General features: G+C 57.5%; 21 protein-coding genes and 1 pseudogene. 13 read left to right on the forward strand and 9 right to left on the reverse strand.

The window, feature by feature from the left end; genetic code table 11:
- Window position 1 precedes the first annotated feature (1 nt).
- The 5 genes and pseudogenes from ACWJ62_RS16615 to cobA all read left to right on the forward strand — a co-directional run.
- Entirely contained in the window at window positions 2-2,584 is a 2,583-nt protein-coding gene (locus ACWJ62_RS16615; protein ID WP_449287196.1) for a DNA translocase FtsK, read from the forward strand.
- A gap of 12 nt (window positions 2,585-2,596) precedes the next feature.
- Window positions 2,597-3,244: an outer membrane lipoprotein chaperone LolA gene (gene lolA, locus ACWJ62_RS16620; protein WP_449287197.1), complete on the forward strand. Its 648-nt coding sequence runs from the start codon at window positions 2,597-2,599 to the stop codon at window positions 3,242-3,244.
- Entirely contained in the window at window positions 3,244-4,581 is a 1,338-nt protein-coding gene (locus ACWJ62_RS16625) for a replication-associated recombination protein A (RefSeq protein WP_449287198.1), read from the forward strand. The genes lolA and ACWJ62_RS16625 overlap by 1 nt, the downstream gene beginning before the upstream one ends.
- 87 nt (window positions 4,582-4,668) lie before the next feature.
- Entirely contained in the window at window positions 4,669-5,943 is a 1,275-nt protein-coding gene (gene serS / locus ACWJ62_RS16630; protein ID WP_449287199.1) for a serine--tRNA ligase, read from the forward strand.
- Window positions 5,931-6,797: pseudogene (cobA, locus tag ACWJ62_RS16635) on the forward strand (uroporphyrinogen-III C-methyltransferase); the annotation flags it as partial. The gene serS and the pseudogene cobA, both read left to right, overlap by 13 nt.
- 27 nt (window positions 6,798-6,824) lie before the next feature.
- Here the strand turns inward: cobA and ACWJ62_RS16640 are convergent.
- Window positions 6,825-7,901 carry a 3-deoxy-7-phosphoheptulonate synthase gene (locus ACWJ62_RS16640; RefSeq protein ID WP_449287200.1) on the reverse strand — a complete coding sequence of 359 codons (1,077 nt, stop codon included), beginning with the start codon at window positions 7,899-7,901 and terminating at the stop codon, window positions 6,825-6,827.
- A 175-nt stretch (window positions 7,902-8,076) separates the two neighbouring features.
- Here ACWJ62_RS16640 and ACWJ62_RS16645 point away from each other — a divergent pair, with 175 nt between their 5' ends.
- The gene (locus ACWJ62_RS16645; RefSeq protein WP_449287201.1) at window positions 8,077-9,900 is read left to right on the forward strand and encodes a DUF1631 family protein; all 1,824 of its coding nucleotides are present in this window, start codon (window positions 8,077-8,079) and stop codon (window positions 9,898-9,900) included.
- Window positions 9,901-9,925: 25 nt separating this feature from the next.
- Window positions 9,926-10,330 (forward strand): PilZ domain-containing protein, encoded by a 405-nt coding sequence (locus ACWJ62_RS16650; RefSeq protein ID WP_449287202.1) that lies wholly within the window; start codon window positions 9,926-9,928, stop codon window positions 10,328-10,330.
- 71 nt (window positions 10,331-10,401) lie between these two features.
- On the opposite strand, the gene ACWJ62_RS16655 is transcribed toward ACWJ62_RS16650, so the two are convergent.
- The 7 genes from ACWJ62_RS16655 to gloB all read right to left on the reverse strand — a co-directional run bounded on the left by ACWJ62_RS16655 (window position 10,402) and on the right by gloB (window position 19,484).
- Window positions 10,402-11,187, reverse strand: coding sequence for an enoyl-ACP reductase FabI (locus tag ACWJ62_RS16655; RefSeq protein ID WP_449287203.1), 786 nt, complete (start codon window positions 11,185-11,187; stop codon window positions 10,402-10,404).
- Window positions 11,188-11,252: 65 nt separating this feature from the next.
- A complete protein-coding gene (locus ACWJ62_RS16660) occupies window positions 11,253-12,857 on the reverse strand; it encodes an ABC transporter ATP-binding protein (protein ID WP_449287204.1) in 1,605 nt (534 codons plus the stop codon).
- Between the two features lies 1 nt (window position 12,858).
- Complete coding sequence (locus ACWJ62_RS16665) at window positions 12,859-13,887, reverse strand: ABC transporter permease (protein WP_449287205.1); 1,029 nt, start codon at window positions 13,885-13,887, stop codon at window positions 12,859-12,861.
- A complete protein-coding gene (locus ACWJ62_RS16670) occupies window positions 13,884-14,969 on the reverse strand; it encodes a microcin C ABC transporter permease YejB (RefSeq protein ID WP_449287206.1) in 1,086 nt (361 codons plus the stop codon). The genes ACWJ62_RS16665 and ACWJ62_RS16670 overlap by 4 nt, the downstream gene beginning before the upstream one ends.
- Window positions 14,970-14,984: 15 nt before the next feature.
- Window positions 14,985-16,808 (reverse strand): extracellular solute-binding protein, encoded by a 1,824-nt coding sequence (locus tag ACWJ62_RS16675; protein ID WP_449287207.1) that lies wholly within the window; start codon window positions 16,806-16,808, stop codon window positions 14,985-14,987.
- 12 nt (window positions 16,809-16,820) lie between these two features.
- Window positions 16,821-18,521, reverse strand: coding sequence for a LysM peptidoglycan-binding domain-containing protein (locus ACWJ62_RS16680; protein WP_449287208.1), 1,701 nt, complete (start codon window positions 18,519-18,521; stop codon window positions 16,821-16,823).
- 168 nt (window positions 18,522-18,689) lie between these two features.
- Window positions 18,690-19,484 (reverse strand): hydroxyacylglutathione hydrolase, encoded by a 795-nt coding sequence (gloB, locus tag ACWJ62_RS16685; protein WP_449287209.1) that lies wholly within the window; start codon window positions 19,482-19,484, stop codon window positions 18,690-18,692.
- 96 nt (window positions 19,485-19,580) lie between these two features.
- Between gloB and ACWJ62_RS16690 the strand changes: the two genes are divergently transcribed.
- From ACWJ62_RS16690 to ACWJ62_RS16710, 5 genes are all read left to right on the forward strand, one after another.
- Window positions 19,581-20,375, forward strand: coding sequence for a class I SAM-dependent methyltransferase (locus ACWJ62_RS16690; RefSeq protein WP_088559176.1), 795 nt, complete (start codon window positions 19,581-19,583; stop codon window positions 20,373-20,375).
- Window positions 20,376-20,403: 28 nt separating this feature from the next.
- Entirely contained in the window at window positions 20,404-20,847 is a 444-nt protein-coding gene (gene rnhA / locus ACWJ62_RS16695; protein ID WP_449287210.1) for a ribonuclease HI, read from the forward strand.
- Between the two features lie 38 nt (window positions 20,848-20,885).
- Complete coding sequence (gene dnaQ, locus ACWJ62_RS16700; RefSeq protein ID WP_449287211.1) at window positions 20,886-21,596, forward strand: DNA polymerase III subunit epsilon; 711 nt, start codon at window positions 20,886-20,888, stop codon at window positions 21,594-21,596.
- Window positions 21,597-21,814: 218 nt separating this feature from the next.
- Window positions 21,815-23,521: a chemotaxis protein gene (locus ACWJ62_RS16705; RefSeq protein ID WP_449287212.1), complete on the forward strand. Its 1,707-nt coding sequence runs from the start codon at window positions 21,815-21,817 to the stop codon at window positions 23,519-23,521.
- 4 nt (window positions 23,522-23,525) lie between these two features.
- Entirely contained in the window at window positions 23,526-24,173 is a 648-nt protein-coding gene (locus tag ACWJ62_RS16710; protein WP_449287213.1) for a multidrug transporter, read from the forward strand.
- A gap of 64 nt (window positions 24,174-24,237) precedes the next feature.
- On the opposite strand, the gene ACWJ62_RS16715 is transcribed toward ACWJ62_RS16710, so the two are convergent.
- A complete protein-coding gene (locus ACWJ62_RS16715) occupies window positions 24,238-24,552 on the reverse strand; it encodes an SCP2 sterol-binding domain-containing protein (RefSeq protein ID WP_088557218.1) in 315 nt (104 codons plus the stop codon).
- A gap of 231 nt (window positions 24,553-24,783) precedes the next feature.
- Between ACWJ62_RS16715 and sohB the strand changes: the two genes are divergently transcribed.
- The gene (sohB, locus tag ACWJ62_RS16720) at window positions 24,784-25,845 is read left to right on the forward strand and encodes a protease SohB (RefSeq protein WP_449287214.1); all 1,062 of its coding nucleotides are present in this window, start codon (window positions 24,784-24,786) and stop codon (window positions 25,843-25,845) included.
- Window positions 25,846-25,863: the final 18 nt, after the last annotated feature.

Here is a 25,863-nt window from a genome sequence, read left to right on the forward strand (position 1 = left end):
CATGGTCGAATCTGCAAAAGCGAAGAAAGCACCACAAGAACTGACAGAGAAGCAGCTGCGCTTTCGCCGCCTGGCAGCCCAGGGCGCCCGTGAAGGCGCCGTTATTGCTCTGATAGCCCTGTGTATATATCTCTCCATGGCGCTGGTCACCTTCAGCCCTTCGGATCCGGGGTGGGCCAGTATTGGCCATGACACCAGCGTGCAGAACTATGCCGGTCGCACCGGCGCCTGGCTGGCCAGCCTGTTCATGGACTTTTTCGGCCACGTTGCCTATCTGTTCCCGGTCATGATTGCCGGATACGCGTTGATGCTCATCCGTCGGCGTAACGATTCCCTGGATCTGCACTGGCCGCTGTTCATGATGCGCTTCGGTGGCTTTTTGCTGATTCTTCTCTCGGCAACCAGTCTGTTGTCGCTCTATTCTGTGTTTGGTCTGGGGGCGTCCTCAGGCGGTGTTTTGGGAACGGCTGTTGCCGATGCCATGGTGCGGTTTTTCAACCTCCCGGCCACCACGCTCCTGCTGATTGCCATCTTCCTCTTCGCCCTGACTGTCACCACCGGCCTGTCCTGGTTCTGGCTGATGGATCAGGTGGGTGGTTTGACCCTCAGAGCGGGTCTCGCCATCAAGAGCCTTTTTAAAGGCAAGCCGAAACCGGAAAAACCAGAGCCCAAACCAGAACCCAAAGCTGAGCCACCGGTGGTCAAGGACCGTGTGCCGGCCATCGACAGCAAACGGCAAAAAGCAGATGCCGACAGACCGCGCTGGTGGCAGCGGATCCCTGGCTTTGGACCGAAGAAGCCAAAAGCCCCGAAGCCCGCGTCGAAGCCCGAAACCGGTCGAAAAGAGCCCGCATTGGATGGTCTCTCTGCCGAAGTTGACCCAGAACCTGCGAGGCTCGAAAGTTTCAGTTCACGGGATGAGGCCCCTGTCGCTGACGGAAAACCGGCCAAATCCGAGCCATTTCCTCAGCCTGCCGGACGGTCGCTGAAGATTTCGCCCTTCAAGAAGGACGAACAGCCGACCCAGTCGAAAGACAAGGGCAGCAAGCAGCCTTCGTTGCTGGAAGATATTGAGAGCCCGATTCCGCCGATTTCTCTGCTGGACCCGCCTGAGGAACACAAAGAGAGAGGCTACTCCGAAGAATCCCTGGAACATATGTCCCGTCTGCTTGAAGAAAAGCTGGGGGATTTCGGGGTGTCCGTTGAAGTTGTCGAGGTCAATCCTGGCCCGGTCATTACCCGGTTCGAGATCAAGCCCGCTCCGGGGGTGAAGGTCAGCAAGATTTCAAACCTCGCAAAGGATCTGGCCCGTTCATTGGCCGTACTGAGCGTTCGGGTGGTCGAGGTGATTCCCGGGAAGTCTGTGGTTGGTATCGAGATTCCCAACGAAGAACGGGAAATGGTCCGGCTCAGTGAAGTGCTTGGCGCGCGGGTGTTTCAGGAGTCCAGCTCACCGTTGACCCTGGCACTGGGTAACGACATTGGAGGCAACCCGATGGTTGCCAATCTCTCCAAAATGCCGCACCTGTTGGTGGCGGGCACCACCGGTTCCGGTAAATCGGTCGGCGTCAATGCCATGCTGCTCAGCATGTTGCTGAAGGCGGGCCCCGAAGATGTGCGCTTCATCATGGTGGACCCCAAGATGCTCGAACTGAGCATCTACGACGGCATTCCGCACCTGCTGGCGCCGGTGGTCACCGACATGAAGGAGGCGGCCAACGCACTACGCTGGTGTGTCGCTGAAATGGAGCGCCGGTACAAGCTGATGGCCAGCCTCGGGGTCCGTAACCTCGCGGGCTACAACCGCAAGATTAAAGACGCCAGGGCCGCCGGCGAACCATTACTGGATCCGTTCTGGAAACCGGACGAATACCTCGCCAACGACGAGCAGGAGCGGCCAGAGCTCGATACCCTGCCGTTCATTGTCGTCGTTATCGACGAATTCGCCGATATGATGATGATCGTCGGCAAGAAAGTTGAGGAACTGATTGCCCGGATTGCCCAGAAGGCCCGTGCCGCGGGTATTCATCTGATCCTTGCCACCCAGCGGCCGTCGGTGGATGTGATCACCGGCCTGATCAAGGCCAACATTCCCACCCGGATGTCGTTCCAGGTCTCGTCCAAAATTGATTCACGCACAGTGCTGGATCAGGGCGGCGCCGAGCAGCTTTTAGGGCATGGTGACATGCTCTACCTGCCACCGGGGTCGGGCCTGCCAGTTCGCGTGCACGGTGCGTTTGTGGATGACGATGAGGTCCATCGCGTCGTGAGTGCCTGGAAAGCGCGGGGTGAGCCCGTTTATGTGGACGATGTTCTCAATGGCGCCGAAGGCGAGAGCCTGCCGGGTGTTCCCAACCTGTCGGAAGGAGGCGGGGATAGTGAAGGGGATGCCCTTTACGACGAGGCAGTTGCATTCGTTACCGAAGGGCGTCGCGTTTCGATTTCCTCGGTACAACGAAAATTCAAGATCGGGTACAACCGGGCAGCGAACCTGGTTGATGCCATGGAAGCATCCGGCGTGGTAAGCGCCGCGGGCCACAACGGGGCCCGTGAAGTTCTGGCTCCGCCGCCACCCAGAGATTAGGAGTAACAAGCAATGGGACAATCTTTTGTGAAATGCCTGGCCATCCTGGCAATGGCGGTGTTTATTGCCGGCCCTGTGAGTGCGAGCGAGAGCAGCGAAAGCGCGAACGAGCTGGCCTCGCTGCTGAAGGGTTACGAATCCTACCAAGCGGATTTCATCCAGATCGTTGTTAACGAGAACGGCAACAAGGTTCAGGAAACCCGTGGTTCGCTCAAGGCAAAGCGCCCGGGGCTGTTTTACTGGGAGACCAGTGCGCCCCTGTCGCAGTTCATTGTCAGTGATGGCGAAACCGTAGAAGTTTACGATCCGGACCTGGAACAGGTCACGATCCACAATCTAGACGATCGTGTGCAATCCACACCCGCGCTCCTGCTGAGCGGTGAAGTGGATAATCTGGAGGAAACCTACAGGGTGTCTGGTCGCCAGATTGGCGACAATACCCGAGAATTTATCCTGGAGCCACGCAGCCCGGACTCCCTCTTCACGTCCCTCAGGCTGACGTTCTTCAAGGGTGAGCTCCAGGAGATGCGCATGCAGGATTCCCTGGCACAGCTCAGCGTATTGAGTTTTGACCGGATCAGGCTGAACGAGCCCGTTGAGGCCGGCGCATTTACCCTCGACTATCCGGAGGGTGTGGACATTATCCGGGACGGGGCCTGATGCAGGACAGCCTGTTCGCGGAATCTGCTGGCTTTCGCCCGCTGGCCGCGAGAATGCGGCCGGCAAGCCTTGGTGACTATGTTGGCCAGGCCCACCTGGTAGGGCCCGGCAAACCGCTTCGGCGCGCGGTCGAGCAGGGCCAGCTTCACTCCATGATCCTCTGGGGCCCTCCCGGAGTCGGCAAAACCACCTTCGCCCAACTACTGGCCAATGTCAGCGATCTCAGCTTCGAGACGGTTTCGGCCGTACTGAGCGGTGTGAAAGAGATTCGGGCCGTTGTGGAGCGCGCCCGAAATCGGAAGCAGTCTCAGGGCCGGGACACACTGTTGTTCGTGGATGAAGTTCACCGCTTCAACAAAAGCCAGCAGGACGCGTTTCTCCCCCATATTGAAGATGGCACCTTCATCTTCGTTGGTGCCACCACCGAGAATCCCTCTTTCGAGCTGAACAGTGCTTTGCTGTCCCGAACTCGTGTCTACGTGCTCAAGAACCTTGAGGAAGAGGATATTCTTCAGCTGCTACGCCGTGCGCTGACCGCTGATGAGGGATTTGGTGGACGCCTGCGGGTTGATGAAGACGTGCTGACCCTGATGGCGGCAGCCTCTGGTGGCGACGCCCGCCGCGCCCTGAATATCCTGGAAGTATCCGCTGATCTGGCCGAGCCGGATGAGGCAGGCACGGAACGGGTTATGGCGGATCAGCTTGAGCAGGTCATGCAGACCAGCCTGCGGCGGTTCGACAAGGGCGGTGATGTGTTTTACGACCAGATATCAGCCCTGCACAAATCCGTTCGTGGCTCAGATCCAGACGGGTCGCTGTACTGGCTGTGTCGGATGCTCGATGGCGGCTGTGATCCTCTCTACGTTGCCCGGCGCCTGGTGCGCATTGCCAGTGAGGACATAGGCAATGCCGACCCCCGTGCCCTGCAGCTCAGCATGGAGGCCTGGGACGCTCAGGAGCGTTTGGGGTCGCCGGAAGGGGAGCTGGCATTGGCCCAGGCGGTGACCTACCTGGCCATGGCGCCCAAGAGCAATGCTGTTTATAACGCCTTCAACAGATGCATGGCGGACATCCGGCAGGACCCGGATTACGAAGTCCCGGTGCACCTGCGCAATGCGCCCACCAAGCTGATGAAGAGCATGGGCCACGGGGACACCTATCGGTACGCCCACGATGAACCGGAAGCCTTCGCCGCCGGCGAGTCCTATCTGCCCGAAGCAATCCACGAGCGCCGATACTACGAGCCCGTGAATCGTGGGCTTGAGGTCAAGCTGGCCGAGAAGCGCCAGCGCCTGGATTCCCGCAACGCTGAAAGCCCCCGTAAACGCTATACCTGAGCCTTCTGCTGCGGTAGCCACGAGCGCCAGTGCAGGTATAATGGCCAGTCATTCAAAACATCGCTAACCGGAAGATTCAGGATAATCATGCTCGATCCCAAACGTGTCCGCACCCAGACAGAAGAGATCGCCCGTCGGCTGACCATCAAGAATTTCAAATTCGATACCGCCGCCTTCGAGCAGCTTGAGGAACGCCGCCGCGCCCTTCAGGTAAGCACGGAAAACCTGCAGAGCGAGCAGAACAAGCGTTCCAAATCGATCGGCAAGGCCAAAGCTGCCGGTGAGGACATCCAGCCGTTGCTGGACGAGGTGGAAGACCTGAAGAAGCGGAAGTCTGAGGCCGAAGACGAGCTTCGCACTCTGCAGGAAGAGTTGAACGCCTTCCTTGCAGGTATCCCGAACCTTCCCGATGAAGATGTGCCCGCCGGCGAGAGTGAAGACGATAACGTCGAGATTCGCACATGGGGTACGCCCAGGAACTTCGATTTCGAGCCCAGGGATCACGTTGCCCTGGGTGAGAGCCTGAAAGGCCTGGACTTCGAAACAGCAACCCGCCTGGCGCACTCCCGGTTTGCGGTCATGCGAGGCCCTGTGGCGCGGCTGCATAGGGCTCTGGCTCAGTTCATGCTGGACCTGCACACTCGCGAACATGGCTACCTGGAGACTTACGTACCCTACCTTGTGAATGCTGATAGCCTCTATGGCACGGGCCAGTTGCCCAAGTTTGAGGAAGATCTGTTCAAAACCGAGGGCGAACATCCGCTTTATCTGATTCCAACCGCGGAGGTGCCTGCGACCAATCTGGTATCAGACTCCATCCTTGATGCCGCTGAGTTGCCGCTGCAGATGGTCTGTCATACTCCGTGCTTCCGCAGTGAGGCCGGCTCCTATGGCCGGGATACCCGCGGCATGATCCGTCAGCATCAGTTTGACAAGGTGGAACTGGTGCAGGTGGTCCGTCCGGGTGATTCAGATGCCGCGCTGGAAGCTCTGACAGGTCATGCCGAAAAGGTGCTTCAGTTGTTGGAACTGCCTTACCGTGTGGTTGCGCTCTGCGGAGGCGACATGGGCTTTTCAGCGGCCAAGACGTACGATCTCGAAGTCTGGTTGCCGGGACAGGCCAAGTTCCGTGAAATTTCATCCTGCTCCAACACCCGTGATTTCCAGGCACGCCGCATGCATGCCCGTTGGCGTAATCCGGAAACCGGAAAGCCGGAACCCGTTCATACGCTGAACGGTTCAGGTCTTGCGGTTGGCCGTGCACTGATTGCGGTGATGGAGAATTACCAGCAGGCAGACGGCAGCATTGTGGTTCCGGAGGTTCTCAAGCCGTACATGGGAGGCGTCGACAGAATCCAATGAGTGATCAGCAAGAAAGCGCACCAGGGAAGGGCGTTAGTGCAACCCCTGCACCGGTAAGGTACAGGGTAAACCCGGTTACCTCGAACCCGAACACATCTGCGGGAGAAGTGGCCCTCGTCGGGGCCGGACCGGGCGACCCTGAACTGCTGACACTCAAGGCCTGGAGGCTGATTACGTCCGCCGAAGTTGTGCTATACGATCGCCTGGTATCGCCGGAAATACTGGCTATGATTCCAGACACAGCCGAGATGATTCATGTTGGCAAGCAGCGGGCAAACCACACCTTGCCTCAGGACCAGATCAATCAACGATTGGTGGATCTGGCCAGGCAGGGTCGGAAGGTAGTCCGTCTCAAGGGTGGAGACCCGTTTATCTTCGGTCGCGGGGGCGAAGAAATTGAAACCCTGGCCGATGCCGGCGTCCGGTTTCAGGTTGTGCCGGGTATAACCGCCGCTTCGGGCTGCGCCGCCTACGCCGGAATCCCGCTCACCCATCGGGATTATGCCCAGTCAGTCCGGTTCGTGACCGGCCACCTCAAGAACGATACCTGCGATCTTCCCTGGCGAGACTTTGTCCAGAACAATCAGACCCTGGTGTTCTACATGGGGCTCGTAGGTTTGCCGATCATCTGCCGGCAACTGGTCGCTCATGGCATGTCCCACGATATGCCCGTTGCGCTGGTTTCCAAGGGAACCACAAGGGATCAGCGTGTGGTCACCGGCAATCTCTGTAATATTGTCGAGAGGGTAGACGCCGAAGCCGTTCAACCGCCGACGCTGGTCATCATCGGCCACGTAGTGGCGCTCAGGGAGCGGCTGGACTGGATAGGTGGGGTAATAAAAACGGGGAGCTGAGGCTCCCCGTTTGGTATCGGGCTAAAATCAGCCGATCTTGCGCTTGGGCAGTACGTCTTTCAGCTTGTCGCGCATATCCCGAATGGCCTTTTCCGTAGTCGGCCAGTCAATACAGGCGTCTGTCACGGAGACACCGTACTTCAGATCCGCCAGGTTCTCGGGGAGGGACTGGTTCCCCCAATTGATGTTGCTCTCCACCATCAGGCTCTGGATCGAGGTATTGCCTTCGAGGATCTGGTGGGTTACATCCTGCATGACCAGTGGCTGGATTGCCGGATCCTTGCTGGAGTTGGCGTGACTACAGTCAATCATCATTGACTTGCGCAATCCGGCTTTATCAAGGGCTTGCTCACACAAAGCGACGCTTACCGAATCGTAGTTGGGTTTGCCACCGCCACCACGCAGAACAACGTGGCCGTAGTTATTGCCCTTGGTACGGATAATCGCCACCTGGCCCTGCTGGTCGATGCCCAGGAAACTGTGCGGGTGAGACACGGATTTCATGGCGTTGACCGCAACGTCGAGGCTGCCGTCGGTGCCGTTCTTGAAGCCGATGGCCATGGACAGGCCACTGCTCATTTCACGGTGAGTCTGGGACTCCGTGGTACGGGCGCCGATGGCGGACCAGGCGATGGTGTCCTGAAGATACTGCGGGGAAATCGGATCCAGCGCTTCGGTCGCCGCGGGGAGGCCCATCTCGTTGATGTCCAGTAGCAGACGACGACCAATATGCAGGCCCTGCTCGATATCGAAGGTGTCGTTGAGGTGGGGGTCGTTGATCAGACCTTTCCAGCCAACGGTTGTGCGAGGCTTCTCGAAATAGACACGCATAACGATCAGCAGGGTATCGCTGACTTCATCGGCAAGCTTCTTCAGGCGCGCGGCGTAATCTCTCGCAGCTTCAACATCGTGAATGGAGCAGGGGCCCACCACGACGAATAGCCGGTGGTCCTTTCCATCCATGATGTCATAGATCGCCTGGCGGCCATTTGAGACGGTTTCTGCGGCCTTATCGGAGAGCGGCATCTCCTTTTTCAGCGCTTCAGGAGTGATCAGTGCTTCCTGGCTCGCCACATTCAGATTCTCTAGTTTGTTGCCCGACATGTTGTTCTGCTTCCCCGATTCTGATCGTTGCAGCCCTGATGGACCATGGATTATGCCAACAAGGTTGCAGATTAACGCGAATAACGTCGGCGCACGGTTGCGGTAAACCCCGACGAGTTGGTTATACTGCGTTATTTACAGGGCCTTTTCAACGCTTCTTAAGTACGGGGAATGGATGTCGCAAAACAGGCAGAGACCGAAGGATGTGCCTTCCGTTGCAGCGGTTTCAGGCAAGATTGACGATGTCCTGGCCGGCATTCGTGTTCCTGACCTCCCATACCCGGCTGGCAAGCTCGAACCAGACGCCGTTAGCGACTGGCGCCCCCTGCTCATTTCCTGCTGGTCGGAACAGCGCGACGAGCGGGTGACTCATGTTATCCGCTCCGTTCATCTGGAGTGGTCGGCCCGGCAGGTGAACGCCGCCTATGTGGCTGACCGCATCATGGACGTCTTCCTTAAAACAAGCGGTCTGCACCCGAGCCTCGCCCGTCGGGTGGCCAGGCTGCGTTTCTATCTTGCCTGGCGCATGAATCTGGAAGGCAAGAAAGCCTTCAGCAAGGCTCTACTGGAGTGGCTGGACAGCCTTCAGGAGTGGCGCGGCTGGAGTGATTCCGGAGGCCGCTCCTCCAAAGTGCTTCTGGATCAACTTGATTCGCTGGTAATCGCCGTTTCTGCAAGCTTTGAATCTGGCAAGACGGAGCCGGTGAATGAATTCTGCTATCGCTGGCAGGAAGACGCCGGGAAGAGGAATGCACAGGTTGGAAAACTCCGCCAGCGGCTACTGGAAACCGAGCAGGGTGCTGCAAAGCAGCGCAAGGCAGAACAGTCTTCCCGGGCATTGATCGGTCGTGCTCTCCAGGGGCGCAAACTGCCGCTTCCGATTGTCCGCTTTATCCTTGATCACTGGCAGGGTCTGCTGAAACAGTCGATCTGGGATTCCGGTCTCGAGGGAGAGAATTTGCGACATGGCAGCAAGTTGCTGGAATGGCTAGTCTGGATAGGTGATCCGTCGCTTTCCGACAAGGACCGTAACCGGCTCTATCACGTGGGCGAACAGATCGGTGATCGAATCCTCGACGTCTGGAAACGGGTCTTTAGCGAATCACTGCCCGCGGAGTCCCTGTCGGGGATCGAATCCGCTATGGTTTCCAGGCTGAGAGGGGAAGCACCAGACCTTGTCGAGGCTCTGCCGGCGGCGGGAAGCTTCCAGTGGGACAGCAGCTGGCTCAGCTTCGAAGTGCCCGCCGCAGAAGCCTTTGAACCCTATGAGGGGCAATGGTTTGTCGAGGGCGAGGGTGCCGGAGAGCAGCGCCGTTACTTCTATGCGTTTTTACCAGAATCGGCAGAAATCCTCTGGACCAACGGCGCCGGCGTAAAACTGGGGCTGCAGACCTGGGGAGAATTCCAGAGGGCCCTGGAGCAGGAGCAGATCCGGCCATTGCCGAAACTCACGCCGTTCGGAACGGTGTTGGCAGAAACCGTCGAACTGCTTGCCCGCGTCTGCGAGAAACAGCGTCTGCAGAGGGAACAGGCGGCGGAAGCTGCCAGGTTGCGCGCCGAGGAATTGAGGCGGGAAAAAGAAGCCGCTGAAGAACGGCGCAGGGCGGAGGAGGCAGAGCGTGAAGCCGAGCTTGAACGCCAGCGGCAGGCCGCTGAGGAGCAACGTCTTGCCGATGAACAGGCTGAAAAGGAACGGATCCGGAAGGAAAGAACGCTGCTGGCCGAGAAGCAGGTGGACGCCATCAAGCTTGGTGGCTGGATTGTCGTTGAACCCGATGAAACGTCTGATGAACCGGCCCGTCTGAAACTGGCCGTGCGCATCAATGCGTCCAGAAAGCTGGTGTTTGTGGACCGTCTGGGCCTGAACCGGCGCGAGTTTCTCGAGGACGCCCTGGTTGAAGGCATTGTCGATGGACGAATCCGGGTTCTGGGAACCTCCGCGGAGTTCGACGATACCCTTAGCAGGGTAGTCGGGCGCATCCGTGTTGGCCGCAACTGATATTGCCGAAGCAGGAAAAATAACAATGGCAGATAACGACTATAGCTTTGGGACCCTGAATGAACCGCCCGTTGATCAAGACAATCGGGCCGATTACCGCCTTACCGCCCGAGCCAGGGCAATACTTGAGCTCGAATCCGGCTTGCCTGAAGATGCCGGGGGCGAGGAGCGGGAACTTGTCTGCGGTATTCGTGATATTTCCGCCAGTGGCCTTTGCCTGACCGCTAATGAGCCTCTTTCCCTGGGGGCCCTGCTGCCGGCGAGCGTATTTCTTGGTAACCATGCCCAGCCTTTCGGTCTGATGGTCGAAGTGGTCTGGTGCCGACCCAACGAGTCGAGCTTTCTGGTGGGGGCGCGAATCATCGAGTCTGACGAAACCGCATACGTCGAGTGGGTGGAGGCCGTGGCCTCGGCGATGGCCGAGGATTGAGCGTTTTCGGTGCAACCCAACGAAAAGAGCCGGCATAGCGCCGGCTCTTTTACTTTCGGTGAAGGTGAGACTTACTCTTCCAGTTCACCCATTCCGGTAATGTTGAAGCCGCCGTCCACGTACATGATCTCGCCGGTAATACCGGAGGACATATCAGAGCCGAGGAATGCGGCAGCATTACCCACTTCGTCGATGGTGACGTTCCGACGCAGCGGTGCACGCCTGGCGTTTTCGGCCAGCATCTTACGGAAACTCTTGATGCCAGAGGCGGCCAGGGTCTTGATCGGGCCGGCGGAAATGCCGTTTACCCGAATGCCGTCCCGGCCCAGGCTGGCGGCCATATAGCGAACGTTGGCTTCCAGGGAAGCCTTGGCAAGGCCCATCACATTGTAGTTCTGCAGAACCTTCTCGGCGCCCAGGTAGCTCAGGGTGATCAGCGAGCTGCCTTCGTGCATCATGCCGCGGGCACCCTTGGCCAGCGCGACAAAGCTGTAGGAGCTAATATCGTGGGCAATGCGGAAGCCGTCACGGGTGGTGACGTCGACGTAGTTGCCGTCCAGCTCGTGTCCAGGCGCATAGCCAACCGCATGGACAATAATGTCGATGTTGTCCCAGTGCTTGCCCAGCTCCTTGAAGACGTTTTCAATTTCTTCGTCGCTGGCGACATCGCAGGGGAAGGTCAGCTTGCTGCCGAATTGTTCGGCGAATTTCTCAACCCGTGGCTGAAGTTTTTCATTCTGGTAGGTAAACGCCAGTTCGGCACCTTCGCGGGCGAAGGCCTCGGCGATGCCATAAGCAATGGACAGTTTGCTGGCTACGCCAACGATCAGTGCTTTCTTGCCACTGAGGATTCCCATGGGTCGTTCTCCCTGTGTTCCTGATTTGCGAGCATTATCCCTGAGTGCTCTGGCCGGGGTAACGCTCAAATAGTCGTAGTTGGTTTCTGGTAAAAGAATGCGGCGTTCAGCAGCTCACGGGTGTACTCCGCCTGCGGTGCATCAAAAATCCTGGCTGCGTCACCATATTCCACGATCCGGCCATGCTGCAGCACCAGAAGCTTATGGCTCAGGGCGCGCACCACAGCCAGGTCATGGCTGATAAAGATATAGCTTAGACCATAACGGGTCTGGATATCCCTCAACAGTTCAATGACCTGCTTCTGCACGGTGCGGTCCAGGGCTGATGTGGGTTCGTCCAGGATGATCAGGTCGGGCTGCAGCACCAGAGCCCGGGCGATGGCAATACGTTGGCGCTGGCCGCCAGAGAATTCGTGTGGGTATCGATGCCGTGCCTCCGGGTCCAGGCCAACGTCGGTCAGCGCGCGAATCACTTTGTTGTCATGTTCTGCTGCGTTGTCTGAGTCGTGGATCTCCAGACCTTCCCGGACAATTTCCGCAATGGACATTCTGGGACTCAGGCTGCCGAACGGATCCTGAAAGACAATCTGTACGCGCCTTCGCCAGGGCCTGAAATCCTTCTGGTTAAGAAACGCCAGCTCCTCGCCGCCGAGGCGTATACTCCCTGTACTGGCGGTAAGCTTCAGCAGGGCGTGGCCGATGGTCGTCTTGCCGCTTCCACTTTCCCCAACGATCCCAAGTGTTTCGCCCCGGTTGAGCTGGAAATCGGCGCCCTGCACGGCGTGAAAGGATTCCTTCACCTTGCCCAGAAGGCTTTTACGTATCGTGAAACGCACGTCCAGTCGTTCAACAGCAAGCAGCGGTTCTGCACGTTTATCGAGGGGTAGGGGCGCTTCCGGGGGCTCAGCATCCAGCAGCTTGCGGGTATAGGCGTGTTGTGGGCTGGCAAACAGAGCGTCGGTGTCGGCCTCCTCCACGAGTTTGCCATGTTCCATGACGGCCACCCGGTCGGCGTATCGGCGAACGATGGTCAGGTCATGGGTAATCAGCAGAATGGCCATCCCCAGCTTCTTCTGAAGGTCCCTGAGCAATTCGAGAACCTGTTTCTGTACGGTTACATCCAGTGCCGTTGTGGGTTCGTCCGCGATAAGGAGATCGGGTTCATTGGCCAGGGCCATGGCGATCATCACCCGCTGCTTTTGCCCTCCCGACAACTGGTGGGGGTAGGCGCCAAGCTTGCTTTCCGGGTTCTGTATCCCCACGAGTTGTAGCAGCTCCAGGCAGCGTTGTTTTGCCTGTGGCCCGCGTATTCCCTTGTGCAGTTCCAGGGTTTCGCCAATCTGCTTCTCCACGGTGTGCAGCGGGTTAAGGGATGTCATCGGCTCCTGGAATATCATCCCGATCTCCCGACCGCGGATCTGGCGAATGCGTTTCTCGGTGGCGGCCAGCAGATCTTCATCACGGTACCGGATCTGCCCGCTGGGGTAACTGGCATGCCGCGCATCCAGGAGGCGCAAAATCGACAGTGCCGAAATGGATTTCCCGGAGCCGCTCTCGCCCACCAGTGCGAGGGTCTCGCCTTCACGGATCGCCAATGACAGGGATTCGACGGCTGGAGACCCGTGATCAAAACAGATGGAAAGATCGGAGATCTGAAGTAATTGGCTCATATCAGCTCTTCCTTGGATCGAAGGCATCGCGTACGGCTTCACCCACGAACACCAGCAAGGTGAGCATCAGCGATAGCGATACGAAGGCGGATATGCCCAGCCAGGGCGCATGCAGGTTGGCCTTGCCCTGCGCAATCAGTTCACCCAACGAGGGCGAACCGGAGGGCAGACCAAAGCCGAGGAAGTCCAGGGAGGTCAGGCCTGTAATTGCCCCCGTCAGAATGAACGGGAGGAACGTCAGCGTGGCTACCATGGCATTGGGGAGGATATGCCGGAACATGATTTTGCGGTTATCGAGGCCGAGCGCACGGGCAGCCTTGACGTATTCGAAGTTACGGGCCCGCAGGAATTCCGCCCGGACCACATCCACCAGCCCCATCCAGCTGAATAGCAGCATGATGCCCAGCAGCCACCAGAAGTTTGGCTGCACAATGCTGGAAAGAATGATCAGCAGATACAGCACCGGCAGGCCGGACCAGATCTCAATAAAGCGCTGGCCCAGCAGATCAATTTTGCCACCGTAAAAGCCCTGGATGGCGCCGACCACTACGCCGACAATGCAACTGGCGATGGTCAGGGTCAGGCCAAACAGCACCGAAATACGGAAACCATAGATCACCCGGGCTGCAACATCCCGGCCCTGATCATCTGTCCCCAGCCAGTTCTCTGCACTCGGTGGCGCCGGTGACGGCACCTCAAGATCATAATTGATGGTGTTGTAGCTGAACCGGATCGGTGGCCAGACCATCCATCCGTCGGCGCTGATCTCATCGGCGATAAAGGGGTCGCGATAATCGGCTTCCGTGGGCAGGAAACCGCCAAAGGTTTCCTCCGGGACCGATTGGACGACCGGGAAATAGAGGTCGCCTTTATAGGATACGACCAGCGGCGAGTCGTTGGCAATCAGCTCAGCGACCAATGACAGACCGAAGAGGGCGAGAAAGATCCACAAAGACCAGAAACCCCGGCGGTTTTTCCGGAAGTTTCGCAGGCGCCGCTGTTGGATTGGAGTCAGAGACCGGGAACTCACGCACCCTCCCGGCTTTCAAAATCGATCCGAGGATCGACCAGGACATAGGTAATGTCGCTGATCAGCTTCAGGATGAGGCCCATCAGGGTGAATATGTAAAGGGTGCCGAAGATCACGGGATAGTCGCGGTTCAGGGCCGCCTCGAAGCCGAGCAGCCCGAGCCCGTCGAGAGAGAAGAGCACCTCAATCAGCAGTGAGCCCGTAAAGAACAGAGCGACAAGGACCCCGGGCAGGCTGGCGATCACGATCAGCATGGCATTGCGGAAAACGTGGCCATACAGCACTTCTTTCTGATCCAGCCCCTTAGCGCGGGCGGTTACCACGTACTGTTTTCCGATCTCATCCAGGAACGAATTCTTGGTAAGCAGGGTCAGGGTGGCAAAACCGCCAATTACATTTGCTGTGACCGGCAACGCCAGATGCCAGAAGTAATCCCCGATTTTCTGATACCAGGTAAGTTCGTCGAAATTCGAAGAGGTCAGGCCCCGGAGTGGGAACCAGTCGAAATAACTGCCGCCGGCAAACAGCACGATGAGCAGTATCGCGAACAGGAAGCCCGGAATGGCGTAGCCCACCACAATGGCTGAGCTGGTCCAGACATCGAACCTGGAGCCGTCTGTAACGGCTTTACGGATGCCCAGGGGGATGGAAATGAAATAGATGATCAGCGTTGACCAGAGACCCAGGGAGATGGAAACGGGCATTTTATCGAGAATCAGGTCGATGACGCTTTTTTCCCGGAAGAAGGAGTCACCGAAGTTGAAGGTGGCGTAATCGCCGAGCATCTTGAAGAAGCGTTCGTGGGCCGGTTTGTCGAAGCCATACATGACTTCGATTTCTTTCAGAAGCTCATCGGGTATGCCGCGGGAACCACGCGTGTCGCCGGAAGAGTCCGCTACCTCGCCGCCGGTGCCGCCGCCGGAAGCCCGGGCCAGGGCGCTGCCGCCGTGGCCTTCCATCTCCGCGATAAGCTGCTCAACGGGGCCACCGGGGGCCGCCTGTACGATGACAAAGTTGAGCAGCATGATTCCGATCAGCGTGGGAATGATCAGCGCCAGACGCCTGAGTATGTAGATGCCCATTTAGCGGCGTTTTCCTCAGGGCTTCGCCCACCAGTTGTCCAGATCGATGCCGTTCTTCGGCGTCTCGGCCGGACGTTGCAGATGGTTCCAGTAGGCGACGCGGTCGCTTCTCAGATGCCAGTGTGGGATCACATAGTGGTGGTGCAGCAGAACCCGGTCCAATGCCCGAACCCGGTAAACCAGTTCCTCACGGTTTGGAGCCTGAATGACCATGTTCACAAGCTCGTCGATCACCGGATCGCTCACGCCCATGTAGTTCCGCGAGCCTTTGGCATCCACGGTGGATGAATGCCAGTATTCCCGCTGTTCATTGCCCGGCGAATCCGACTGGCCGAAGACCTGGGTGATCATGTCGAAATCGAATTCCCTCAGGCGCTGGATGTACTGGTTGCTGTCCACGAGGCGCACGGTCACATCGATACCGAGACGGCCGAGGTTGTTCTTGAAGGGCAGAACCACCCGCTCGAAGCTCTTCTGGAACAGCAGGATCTCGAACGCCAATGGTTCGCCAGTTTCGCCGTGTACCATCTTGCCATCTCGAATGACATATCCAGCGGACTTGAGCAGCTCCATAGCGGTTCTCAGGTTCTCGCGCAGGCCCTGCTGTCCTTCGGTGGTGGGTGGCTGGTACTCCTCGGTAAACACATCATCGGGTAGCTGATCCCGGTAAGGTTCGAGTATGTCCAGTTCACGGCCGGTCGGAAGACCCCAGGAAGCCAGGTCGCTGTTTGCGAAGTAGCTGTCAGTGCGGGTGTACTGGTCGAAAAAGAGGTTCTTGTTGGCCCACTGAAAGTCGAAACCATAGGCCAGCGCTTCACGAACCAGCGGGTCGGAAAACACCTTCCTGCGGGTGTTGAAGGCAAAACCCTGCATGCCTGAAGGACGGTGGTGCTCGATGGCTTCCTTGATAATCGTGCCGTTTTCGAACCGTTCCCCGGTGTAGGCCGTGGCCCAGTTCTTGGCGGAAGACTCCAGCCGAAAATCAAAACTGCCGGCCTTGAAGCCCTCCAGCGCCACGGTGTCATCGGTGTAATAATCGTAAGTGATCTGGTCGAAATTGAACCGTCCGTTCCGAACGCCAAGGTCCTTAGCCCAATAGTCTTCAACGCGTTCGTAGGTAATCGATCGACCGGCTTCGAAGTCACCAATACGGTAAGGGCCACTGCCCAACGGTGGGTTGAGGCCATTCTTGCCGAACTCCCGATCAGCCCAGTAGTGCTGGGGCAAAATGGGCATCTGGCCAAGGATCAGCGGCAACTCCCGATTGCTGGTTTCCTTGAAGTCAAAACGTACCCGCTGAGGGCCCTCTATGGTCACCGATTTGACGTCAGCGTAGTAGTTCCGGAAGAAGGGGTGCCCCTGGGTAGTAAGGGTGTCGAAGGAGAATTTTACGTCTTCAGCGGTAATGGCTTCACCGTCGTGGAACCGCGCCTGCTCCCGGATATTGAAAACCACATAGCTTCGGTCTTCAGGAGTCTCCAGGGATTCGGCAATCAGGCCGTAGGCGGAAAAGGGCTCATCGTCCGACGACTCAAGGAGTGTGTCATACAGATAGTTGCTGATGCCTGCAGCGGCAACGCCCCGGATATCAAAAGGGTTGAAGGAGTCGAAGCCGTTGGCAACAACCGCCATTTTCAGAGTGCCGCCTTTCGGAGCGTCCGGATTAACGTAATCGAAATGGCTGAAACCGGCGGGGTATTTGGTTTGGCCATGCATGGCAATGCCATGTGTTGGCATTGCCTCGTCGGCGACGGAAAACGGTGAGATGAGCGGTGTGGCGATAAGCGCCAGGGCTGAAAAAAACGACGTAAGGGATGAGGCTTTCCGTGTTCTTGTCATAAGTCTCGCACGTCAGGGACTGTTTCGGATATCAACGTAGAGTACCAGACTTTGCCCGGGTTGCAGATAACGGGCGGTATTCAGATCGTTCCAGCTTGCGATGTCCCGCACATTCACGGAAAACCTGCTGGCAATCCGGGCGAGGGAGTCGCCTTTGCGAACCCGGTAGCCCACTTTCCGAACCATCGCCTTGCCACGGCCACTGTTGGCCGCCATCACCGTTGGCTGGCTGGTCTGGGACCAGATAACCAGTTCCTTGCCGGGGATCAGCGGGTCGCCGGGAGCCATGCCATTCCAGGCAGCAACTTCACGCACGGAAACCCGGTGCTCTCGGGCAATATCCCAGAACGTATCGCCCTTGCGAACCGTGTAGCGAACTTTGTTTCCGTCCCGCTTGCGCTCCTGTTTACGTTCAAGCCGCTGGGAGGCGCTCAGGGCATAGGCATCGCTGCCTTTGGAGGCCGAGGGGATGATCAGGCGCTGGCCGATGCGTATCAGGTCGCTGTCCAGGTTGTTGACCTGCTGCAGCACTGACGGCGTTGTGGAGAATTTGCGGGAGATCGAATTGAGACTGTCCCCGGATTTAACCTCGTAGTTGCGCCAGGAAACCCGTTGATTGGCCGGAATCTCAGCCAGGGCTGCGCGGAAAGTCTCGGCATTCTGTACCGGGACGAGCAACCGGTGAGGACCATCCGGCGAGGTTGCCCAACGGTTGTACGAGGGATTCAGCAGGTAAATCTCGTCCACGTCTACCCCGGCCAGTTCCGCCGCCTGGGCAAGATCGAGCTGGGAGCCGGTATCAACAACTTCGAAGTAGGGTTCGTCCTTCAGCGATGGTAGCTCGATGCCATAGGCCTCGGGATTGTCGAATATTTTCGCGAGGGCTATCAGTTTGGGGACGTAGTGTCTGGTTTCCCGGGGCAGGTGAAGAGACCAGAAGTCTGTAGGCTTGTTGGCATTCCGGTTGCGGCGCATGGCACTGGAAACAGTGCCGCCGCCGCTGTTGTAGGCGGCGAGAGCGAGCGTGTGGTCGCCATCAAAACGGTTTGCGAGGCGCTCTAGATAGGTCAGGGCGGCGTCGGTTGCGGCGATGACGTCCCGGCGGTCATCGTGCCACCAGCTCTGTGTCAGGCCAAAGTACTTGCCCGTGGAGGGAATGAATTGCCAGAGGCCCGCGGCGCGCCCATGGGAGTAGGCAAAGGGATCGAACGCGCTTTCAACAACGGGGAGCAGGGCATATTCGGCAGGCAGCCCCCGCTTCTCGGTCTCGTTGACGATATAGTGAAGGTAGCGACTGCCGCGTTCCACAACCCGATCAATGTAGCCGGGATGGCGGGCATACCAGTTCAACTGGTCCCGGACTCGTTCATTGTCGATATCGTGATCCAGAACAAATCCCGTGCGCAGTCTTGCCCACAGATCCTGCTCAACCACCTCCGCCTCAGCGGTTTTCTGAACCGGATTGTCGAGCTTCTCCCGGGCATCCCTGGCAGCATCCTTCAATTCCGGAGCAATAGCTTCGTCCAGCGGCTCATCTCGGGCAGCGTCGCGGTTTTCTCCGGTCTCGACAGCTTTCTTTAGCCCTTCATCGCCAGCGGCGACGGTAACTTCCTGCGTATTCAGCGGGCTTTGCTCTCCCTGGCTGATCAGGCTGGTGCAGCCACTTGCGAGGGCTCCGGCGAAAAACAAAAACGACAATCGTCTGACCGACATAACAGCATCCGGGTGAAGGTTGAGGCCGGATTCAGCATATAAAAATCCGGCATATTGAACAATTTACGGTCACAATTTTGAAACGATTCTATGGGACCGCTTTAAAATGGGTCAAGAAACCTCTCGTTACGGCTCTGAGAGGATTTGTTAAGTGCGTATCGCCGGGCGTCAGAAATTATCCTTGCCGTGGCGGATAGCTGCAAAAATGGCGTTCTCAGAATCGGCGGGCAGGCCCCGGCTTGAGCAATAGGTGCGGGCGGAGTCCACTACCGCCGGATCGTCCCAGCGCAGAAACGGATTGAGCCGTTTCTCGTTTTCAAGGATTGAAGGAACCGTCGGTTCTCCTGCATTGCGGGCGGCCTGACACTCCTGCTCGAACGCCCGGAGACCTTCGTCTTCCGGCAACCAGCTGCGGGCAAAACGCAGATTCGCGAGGGTGTACTCATGGGCGCAGTAAACGGCGGTCTTGCCAGGCAGCGCCCGGAGGGTCTGAAGAGACTGACGCATCTGCTCCGGGGAGCCTTCGAACAGACGTCCGCATCCACAGACAAAAAGGGTATCGCCACAGAACAGGACCGGTCGATCATTTACCTCGACATCGGTGAAGTAGGCAATATGATCGAGAGTATGGCCGGGAACGCCCAGAACCTGGAAGGTGATATCTTCCCAGATCACCTCGTCACCGGGATGAACCAAGTTGGTACTGCCTTTATAGGGAGAATCGGCCGGCCCCGTCACCCTGCAATCCGGAAACCGGGCAACCAGGTCTTTGACACCGCCAACATGGTCCGGATGATGATGGGTCACCAGAATGGTATCCAGAGTCAGTCCGTTCTCGGCCAGATGGTCCAGAACCGGTTGCGCCTGGCCCGGGTCGACTATCAGCGCCTTGTCGCTGGCGGTGTTGGAAAGGCACCAGATATAGTTGTCACTGAAGGCGGGTATGGCGGAAATGGTCAGCATAGGGCCCCACATGTGCTTATCGAATGTGACTGATATGATAGAGCATTAAATACAAGGCCCCAACCATGGGAAAGGGCTTCCGGGAGTGGCGCATTGGTGAGTGAATCCGAGGCTGTTGATTATTCCGCCAGACATGAGAGCTTTGAGCGCTGGTTTCAGACCCCGCTTGGTCGGGCACTGTTGGCTGACCAGAGACGCTTCGTCGACGCCGAGCTACAGCGTCTGACAGGCGCCAGGCAGTTGCAGGTCGGCATCAGCCATCGGCTGCCATTGGCTACGGGCACGGATTTCTCCCAGAAGATCATGACAGCGCCAAGATGGTATCCCCATATCCCGGACGGGGTCGCCATCTGCGATGCCGACGAGCTGGCCTTTCCCGGTGACTCCATGGATCTTGTCGTGCTGCACCATACGGCCGACTTCTCTCCTTACCCTCATCAGGTGATTCGAGAGGCGGCCCGCGTGCTACGGGGAGAGGGCACGATGGCCTTGTTTGGTTTTAATCCTCTGAGCCTCTGGGGCGCGCGCAAACTGATTTCCAGAAGTAGCGAAGGCCCCTGGGGCGGTCGCTTCCTCTTGCGCGGACGCATGGAAGACTGGCTTCACCTGCTGGGCTTTAATGTTGAAGCGTCGATTACCCGGTTTTTCAGAACGCCGCTGCAGCGCAGTGGCCGCAAGCCGACGAGCCGGATTGACAATCGGTTGTCCGGGAATCGACTCCTGCCGGTAGGCGCCTATTACTGTATCCTTGCCAAAAAACGTGTCCACGCCCGGTTGCCCAGGCGCCCCGTCTGGCGTCAAAGCAAGGTTATTGCCCTGCCGGGCACCGGTACCGTTGGTGCTTCCCGCGGTTGCAGTCGCAGTGGCTCGCCGATTAACAGACCGAAGTGAATCATCGAAAACCAAACCAGGAGGCTGAATGGCCGGCAAGGTAACCCTCTATACTGATGGCGCCTGCAAAGGCAACCCCGGGCCCGGCGGCTGGGGAGTGGTTTTGCGCTATGGTGATAATCGCAAGACCCTTCACGGCGGGGAGACAAATACCACGAACAACCGCATGGAGTTAATGGCCGCCATCCGTGGTCTGGAGGCCCTGAAGCGACCCTGCGACGTGGAGCTGTTTACAGACTCTCAGTACGTGCGTAAAGGCATTACGGAATGGATGGCGGGCTGGAAGCGCAATGGCTGGAAGACCTCCGCGAAAAAGCCGGTGAAGAACGAAGATCTCTGGCGCGAGCTGGATACCGAAGTGGCCCGGCACCAGATTAACTGGCACTGGGTTAAGGGGCACTCCGGCGTTCCTGACAATGAGCTGGCGGATGAACTGGCCAATCGCGGTGTCGATGAGCTTTCCGGCGCATAGATTCAGAGCGCATAAATACAGATAACCAGGTACAGGCAATGAGACAGATCGTACTGGATACAGAAACCACGGGTATCGACCCGGCAGAGGGTCACCGGATCATCGAGATCGGTTGTGTTGAATTGATGGAGCGCCAACTCACCGGCCGCAACTACCACGTTTACATCAACCCGGATCGGGAAGTAGAGGCCGAGGCGATCACCATTCACGGCATCACCAACGAGTTCCTCACCGACAAACCCCGTTTCGCCGAAATCGCCGACGAGTTTTTTGAGTTCATCAAGGGCGCCGAGCTGGTTATCCATAACGCTGCGTTCGACGTCGGCTTCATGGACTCGGAATTTGCCCGCCTCAAGCCGGTGCGGAAAACCGCGGACCACTGCGGAATCGTCGACTCCCTCGCCATCGCAAGGGCCCGCCACCCGGGGCAGAAGAACAACCTGGATGCGCTCTGCAAGCGCTACGGCGTGGACAACAGCAACCGCGACCTCCACGGCGCCTTGCTGGATGCGGAGATCCTGGCCGATGTGTACCTGCTACTTACCGGGGGCCAGACCGCGCTGTCACTGGATGCCGGATCCGAGAACGGTGGCGGTAACGGCGGAATTCGGAGGCTCCCTTCTGACAGAGCGCCTCTGTCGGTGGTTCGTGCTTCCAGCTCAGAGACCGAAGCCCACGAAGAGTTCATGTCCCTGCTTGAAAAACAGGCGGGCGAAACCGTGTGGGGTAAACTCCAGAGCCAGGAATGAGAACTGGGTCGGGCTGTACCAAATGTTACATTCCGCCTTTCTTGAGGTACTTGAGTTTTATGTTATAAGTAATGATAAGTTCGCCAGTTTTTTGCGAACTGGCTTTGGCCGGAAAAGGGGTTAACCGGCCCAGAACAAAAAGGCCTGGTACGCGACAGCCGGACCAGTGACCACCAAAGAGGATGCGGTAGTCTCCGCAACATTAACGGGAAGCGTTTATGGTTCAGTCGTCTCTCGCGACGAAATCGCAGTCGTTTGATCTGGTCAAAAGTGAAATAGAGCAGACCATCAAGCAGGCAGAATCCAGCCTTGAACGCTTTCAGGAAAACCGCGAAAGGGGGGAGGATCTCCAGAACTGTGTTGATTTTATCAACCAGTTGCGGGGCATTTTCATTCTGGTGGAGCTGCGGGGCGGAACCCTGCTTTGCCAGGAAGCGGTAACCATGGCCAACGACGTTCCCGTTGGCGCCAATGACGACAAAAACATCCTTCTTACTACCCTTAACAGCGCACTGTTTATTCTCCGTCGCTATGTCGAGTACTACCATCAGCAGCGGGAAGACCATCCTGAGTTGTTGCTTCCCGTGATCAATGACCTCCGAGAGGCCCGCCGGGAAAAACCCTATCCCGAATCGTGTTTTTTTGATGTCGATGTCAAAGAGAGGCCGGATTTTTGTGCCGGTTTGTCATTGCAGCCGTTTGAGGGCAATGAGGCGGATTACGAAGTCATGGCGCGTCGCATGCGCCTGACCTTCCAGGTGGCGCTTTTGGGAATTCTTCGCGACCGGAACGATGTGGTGAACAAGAAATTGATTGGCCGCGCTTCGAGAGGGCTTGCGCGCCTTTGCCAGGGCGCGCCCATGGGGCAGATGTGGTGCCTCGTCGGCATTGTTGCAGATACCATGCTTGATCGTGCCATGGTCTTTAACAAGGCCCGCAAGCGCATGTTCATGCGGATCGAGAAATATGCCCGGGAAGTGGTTTACGTGGGCAAGGTTGCCACTGGCAAAGACGCGCCGGATTCGCTGATCCGGGATCTGGTTTACCTGCTGTACCGCAGCGGGTCGGCTAACCCTGAAGCTACTGAGGTGTTGTCCGCCTACCATCTCGCGCCGGCGGATTTTCCGGATTCCATGCTGGAGGCCCATGCGCGCAGGTTGTACGGTCCTGGCACTGATGTCCTCAAATCCCTGTCAGAAGCCCTGCAGGATGAACTGAACCAGTTGAAAGACAAACTGGACATCATTGAGCGCGGTATCGAGCCGGATCTGGCGGAGCTGTCTTCCATTGCCGATGCCCTGGAACGACTGGCCAACACGCTGGTGATGCTTGACCTGAACAAGCTGGCGGGCGTTTCAAGAGAAGAGGCGAGCAAACTTCGGGGTTGGGAAGCAGAATCCCGCCTGCCCGGTGATGATGAACTGTACCGACTCGCCGATTCCGTCCTCGGAATCGAAGATGCCGTGATGCAGATTGTGACCCGGGGCATCACCTCCGAAACCGATGCGCTGGCCGGCGGCGAACGCAAGCGAGAGGAGTCTGTATACCTCCGTGAGGCGCTCTATGTGGTGGCTGATGAAGCCCGTGGGGCATTGACCCTGGCAAAGCGCGCAATCACCGCCTTTATTGAATCAGACTACGACAAACTGCATCTGGCCAATCTGCCTGCAACCCTGCACAGCATCTGGGGTGGCTTGCAAATGGTGAATGATCCCGGAGCCGCCGGTGTGCTGGAGCGAGTTGCGGCTTCAATCCAGGAGCGCTTGCTGGATGCGAAGGAAGCACCGGCAGCCCAGGTGCTCGAGGCGCTGGCGGACGCTCTGACTTCGCTGGAGTACTACATCGAGAGTATCGGCAAAAGCGAAGACCGCAACGTAGATCTACTCAAACTCGCTGAATCGTCGCTGGACGATGTAGGTTTGTAGTTCCATGTCCCATACGCTCGCTACCATTGTACTGGCCGCTGCCGGCCTCGTGATGGTTATAGCGGGCCTGCTGTTTTTCAGGCATCCCCGTTGGTTACTCACCTGGATTAAAGGAACGGCGGTTTTCGGTGTCATTCTGGCCGGGTTATATGTCCTCGTTATTGCGGTAAATCTGACCAGTTATCAGTCACTGGTAGGCTTGCAGACCGCGGCAAGCATCTCCACCCAGCGACAGGCCGAACAGATCTGGCAGGTTTCCCTCCAAAGCCAGGATGGGTTGTCCGTGGTTAGAACGCTGCAGGGCGATCAATGGCAAATTGACGCCAGGATCATCCGGTTTACCGGACCATTCCGTTGGCTTGATATCGCTCCCGGGTACCGGCTTGAGCAATTGAGCGGGCGTTACACGTCCCTCGAGCAGGAGCGGTCGGCGCCGAGGACAGCTATTAAGCTGTCTGAAGAGATCTGGCCGGATCTCTGGCGGTGGGGCCGTCAACTGAACTTGCCGTTTGTGGATGCCGTGGACGGGAGCATGACCTTCATGCCAATGCGGGATGGGGCTGTTTTCGAAGTAAAGCTTTCGTCCTCGGGTCTGGCGGCCGTTCCGGTTAACGAGCAGGCGAGGGAGGCCGTGCAGTTCTGGAATCAATAGAATCCCGGGCACAAAAAAAAGCCTGCGTCGGAACGCAGGCTTTTTTTTGTTTTGCCGGAAGCAATCAGCCCATCTTGAACAGTTCGCCCAGCTTGGTTGCCAGCATCATGTCGCCTTCGGCGCGCAGCTGACCTGCCATGAAAGCCTGCATGCCGTCCGTCTCGCCGGAGACGATGCCCTGCAGTGTTTCGGAGTTCATGATCAGGGTAACAGAAGGATCGTCATGCGCGCCTTCGTGTTTCTTGCAGGTGCCGTCATTGATGACGAGGTGATAGGTCTTGTCGTCTTCGATGTCGAACTGGAATACCAGGTCCAGGCCTTGAGCTGCGTCTGCGTTGAAATTCTGTTCGAGTTGTTCAAATACCTGAGCTACAGACATTGTTTTACCCTTTTGGTGGTTGTCTAGTCATGATCACGACGGCTTGATGTCCCTGGCTGCACGAGCCTGATCGGGTGCCCGGGTAGAGCCGACCTCGCAATCCGACTTTATGGTGAGTGGTCGTTTCTGTCAAGGTCGATCGAACGCTTGTTTTAATTTTTTTCCTCTCCTTATCACCCTAAATTCGGTAAGTTACACTTTTGCCTTTATACATCCAGTTGGAGAAGCACTTTGGAGTTCCTGACAGAATACGGTTTGTTTTTAGCCAAGATCGTTACTTTCGTGGTGGCGGCCCTGGTGGTGATCTCTGTCATCATGTCTGCCGCCCAGAAGGATCGGGGCGATCATGAGGGCGAGGGAGAGCTGAAGATCAAAAAACTCAACGAGAAATACGAGAAACTGCGTGAATCGATTCAGTCTCGGCTGATGTCTGATCAGCAACGCAAGGCGTTTCAGAAGGCCCGGAAGAAAGAAGAGAAGGCGGAGAAAAAGGCGGCTAAGGCCAGGAAAGATATCAGCGAGCAGGAAGACAGCCGTGGTCGTGTTTACGTCCTGGATTTCGACGGCGATATCAAGGCCAGCGACACAGATCCGCTTCGCCGTGCCATTACCGCCGTATTGAGCATCGCTGATCCGGAAAAAGACGAAGTTGTTATCCGCCTGGAAAGCGGCGGAGGACTGGTCCACTCCTATGGCCTTGCAGCCGCCCAGCTAGATCGAATTCGTAGCAAAGGTGTACGCCTCACTGCTTGTGTCGACAAGGTCGCGGCCAGCGGTGGTTACATGATGGCCTGTGTTGCTGACCGGATTGTTGCATCGCCGTTTGCCATTCTGGGTTCTATTGGCGTGGTTGCTCAGCTTCCTAATTTTCATCGTTTTCTAAAGAAAAACGATGTCGACTTCGAAGTGCTGACGGCCGGCGAGCACAAACGCACTATGACCATCTTCGGTGAGAACACCGACAAAGGGCGTCAGAAATTTCTGGAAGATCTTGAGGACACTCACGGTCTTTTCAAAGAGTATGTCAGCGAACGCCGGCCGGATCTGGACATTGCAGTCGTTGCCAATGGAGATATTTGGTTTGGCAAGCGGGCGCTTGAGGTGAAACTGATCGACGAGATCAAGACCTCCGACGAATATCTCATTGAAGCCTGCGACCGGGCAGACGTAGTCTCAGTGGCATACCAGCGCAAACGGACCCTTCCGGAAAAACTCGGATTGGCCACCAGTTCGGCGCTTGAACACACCGTCTGGAAAGTCCTGGGCGCCTTCCGCAACCAGAAGTTCCAGTAGACCACTTAAAGCGGAGAC

Source organism: Marinobacter sp. PE14 (genome assembly GCF_053566155.1).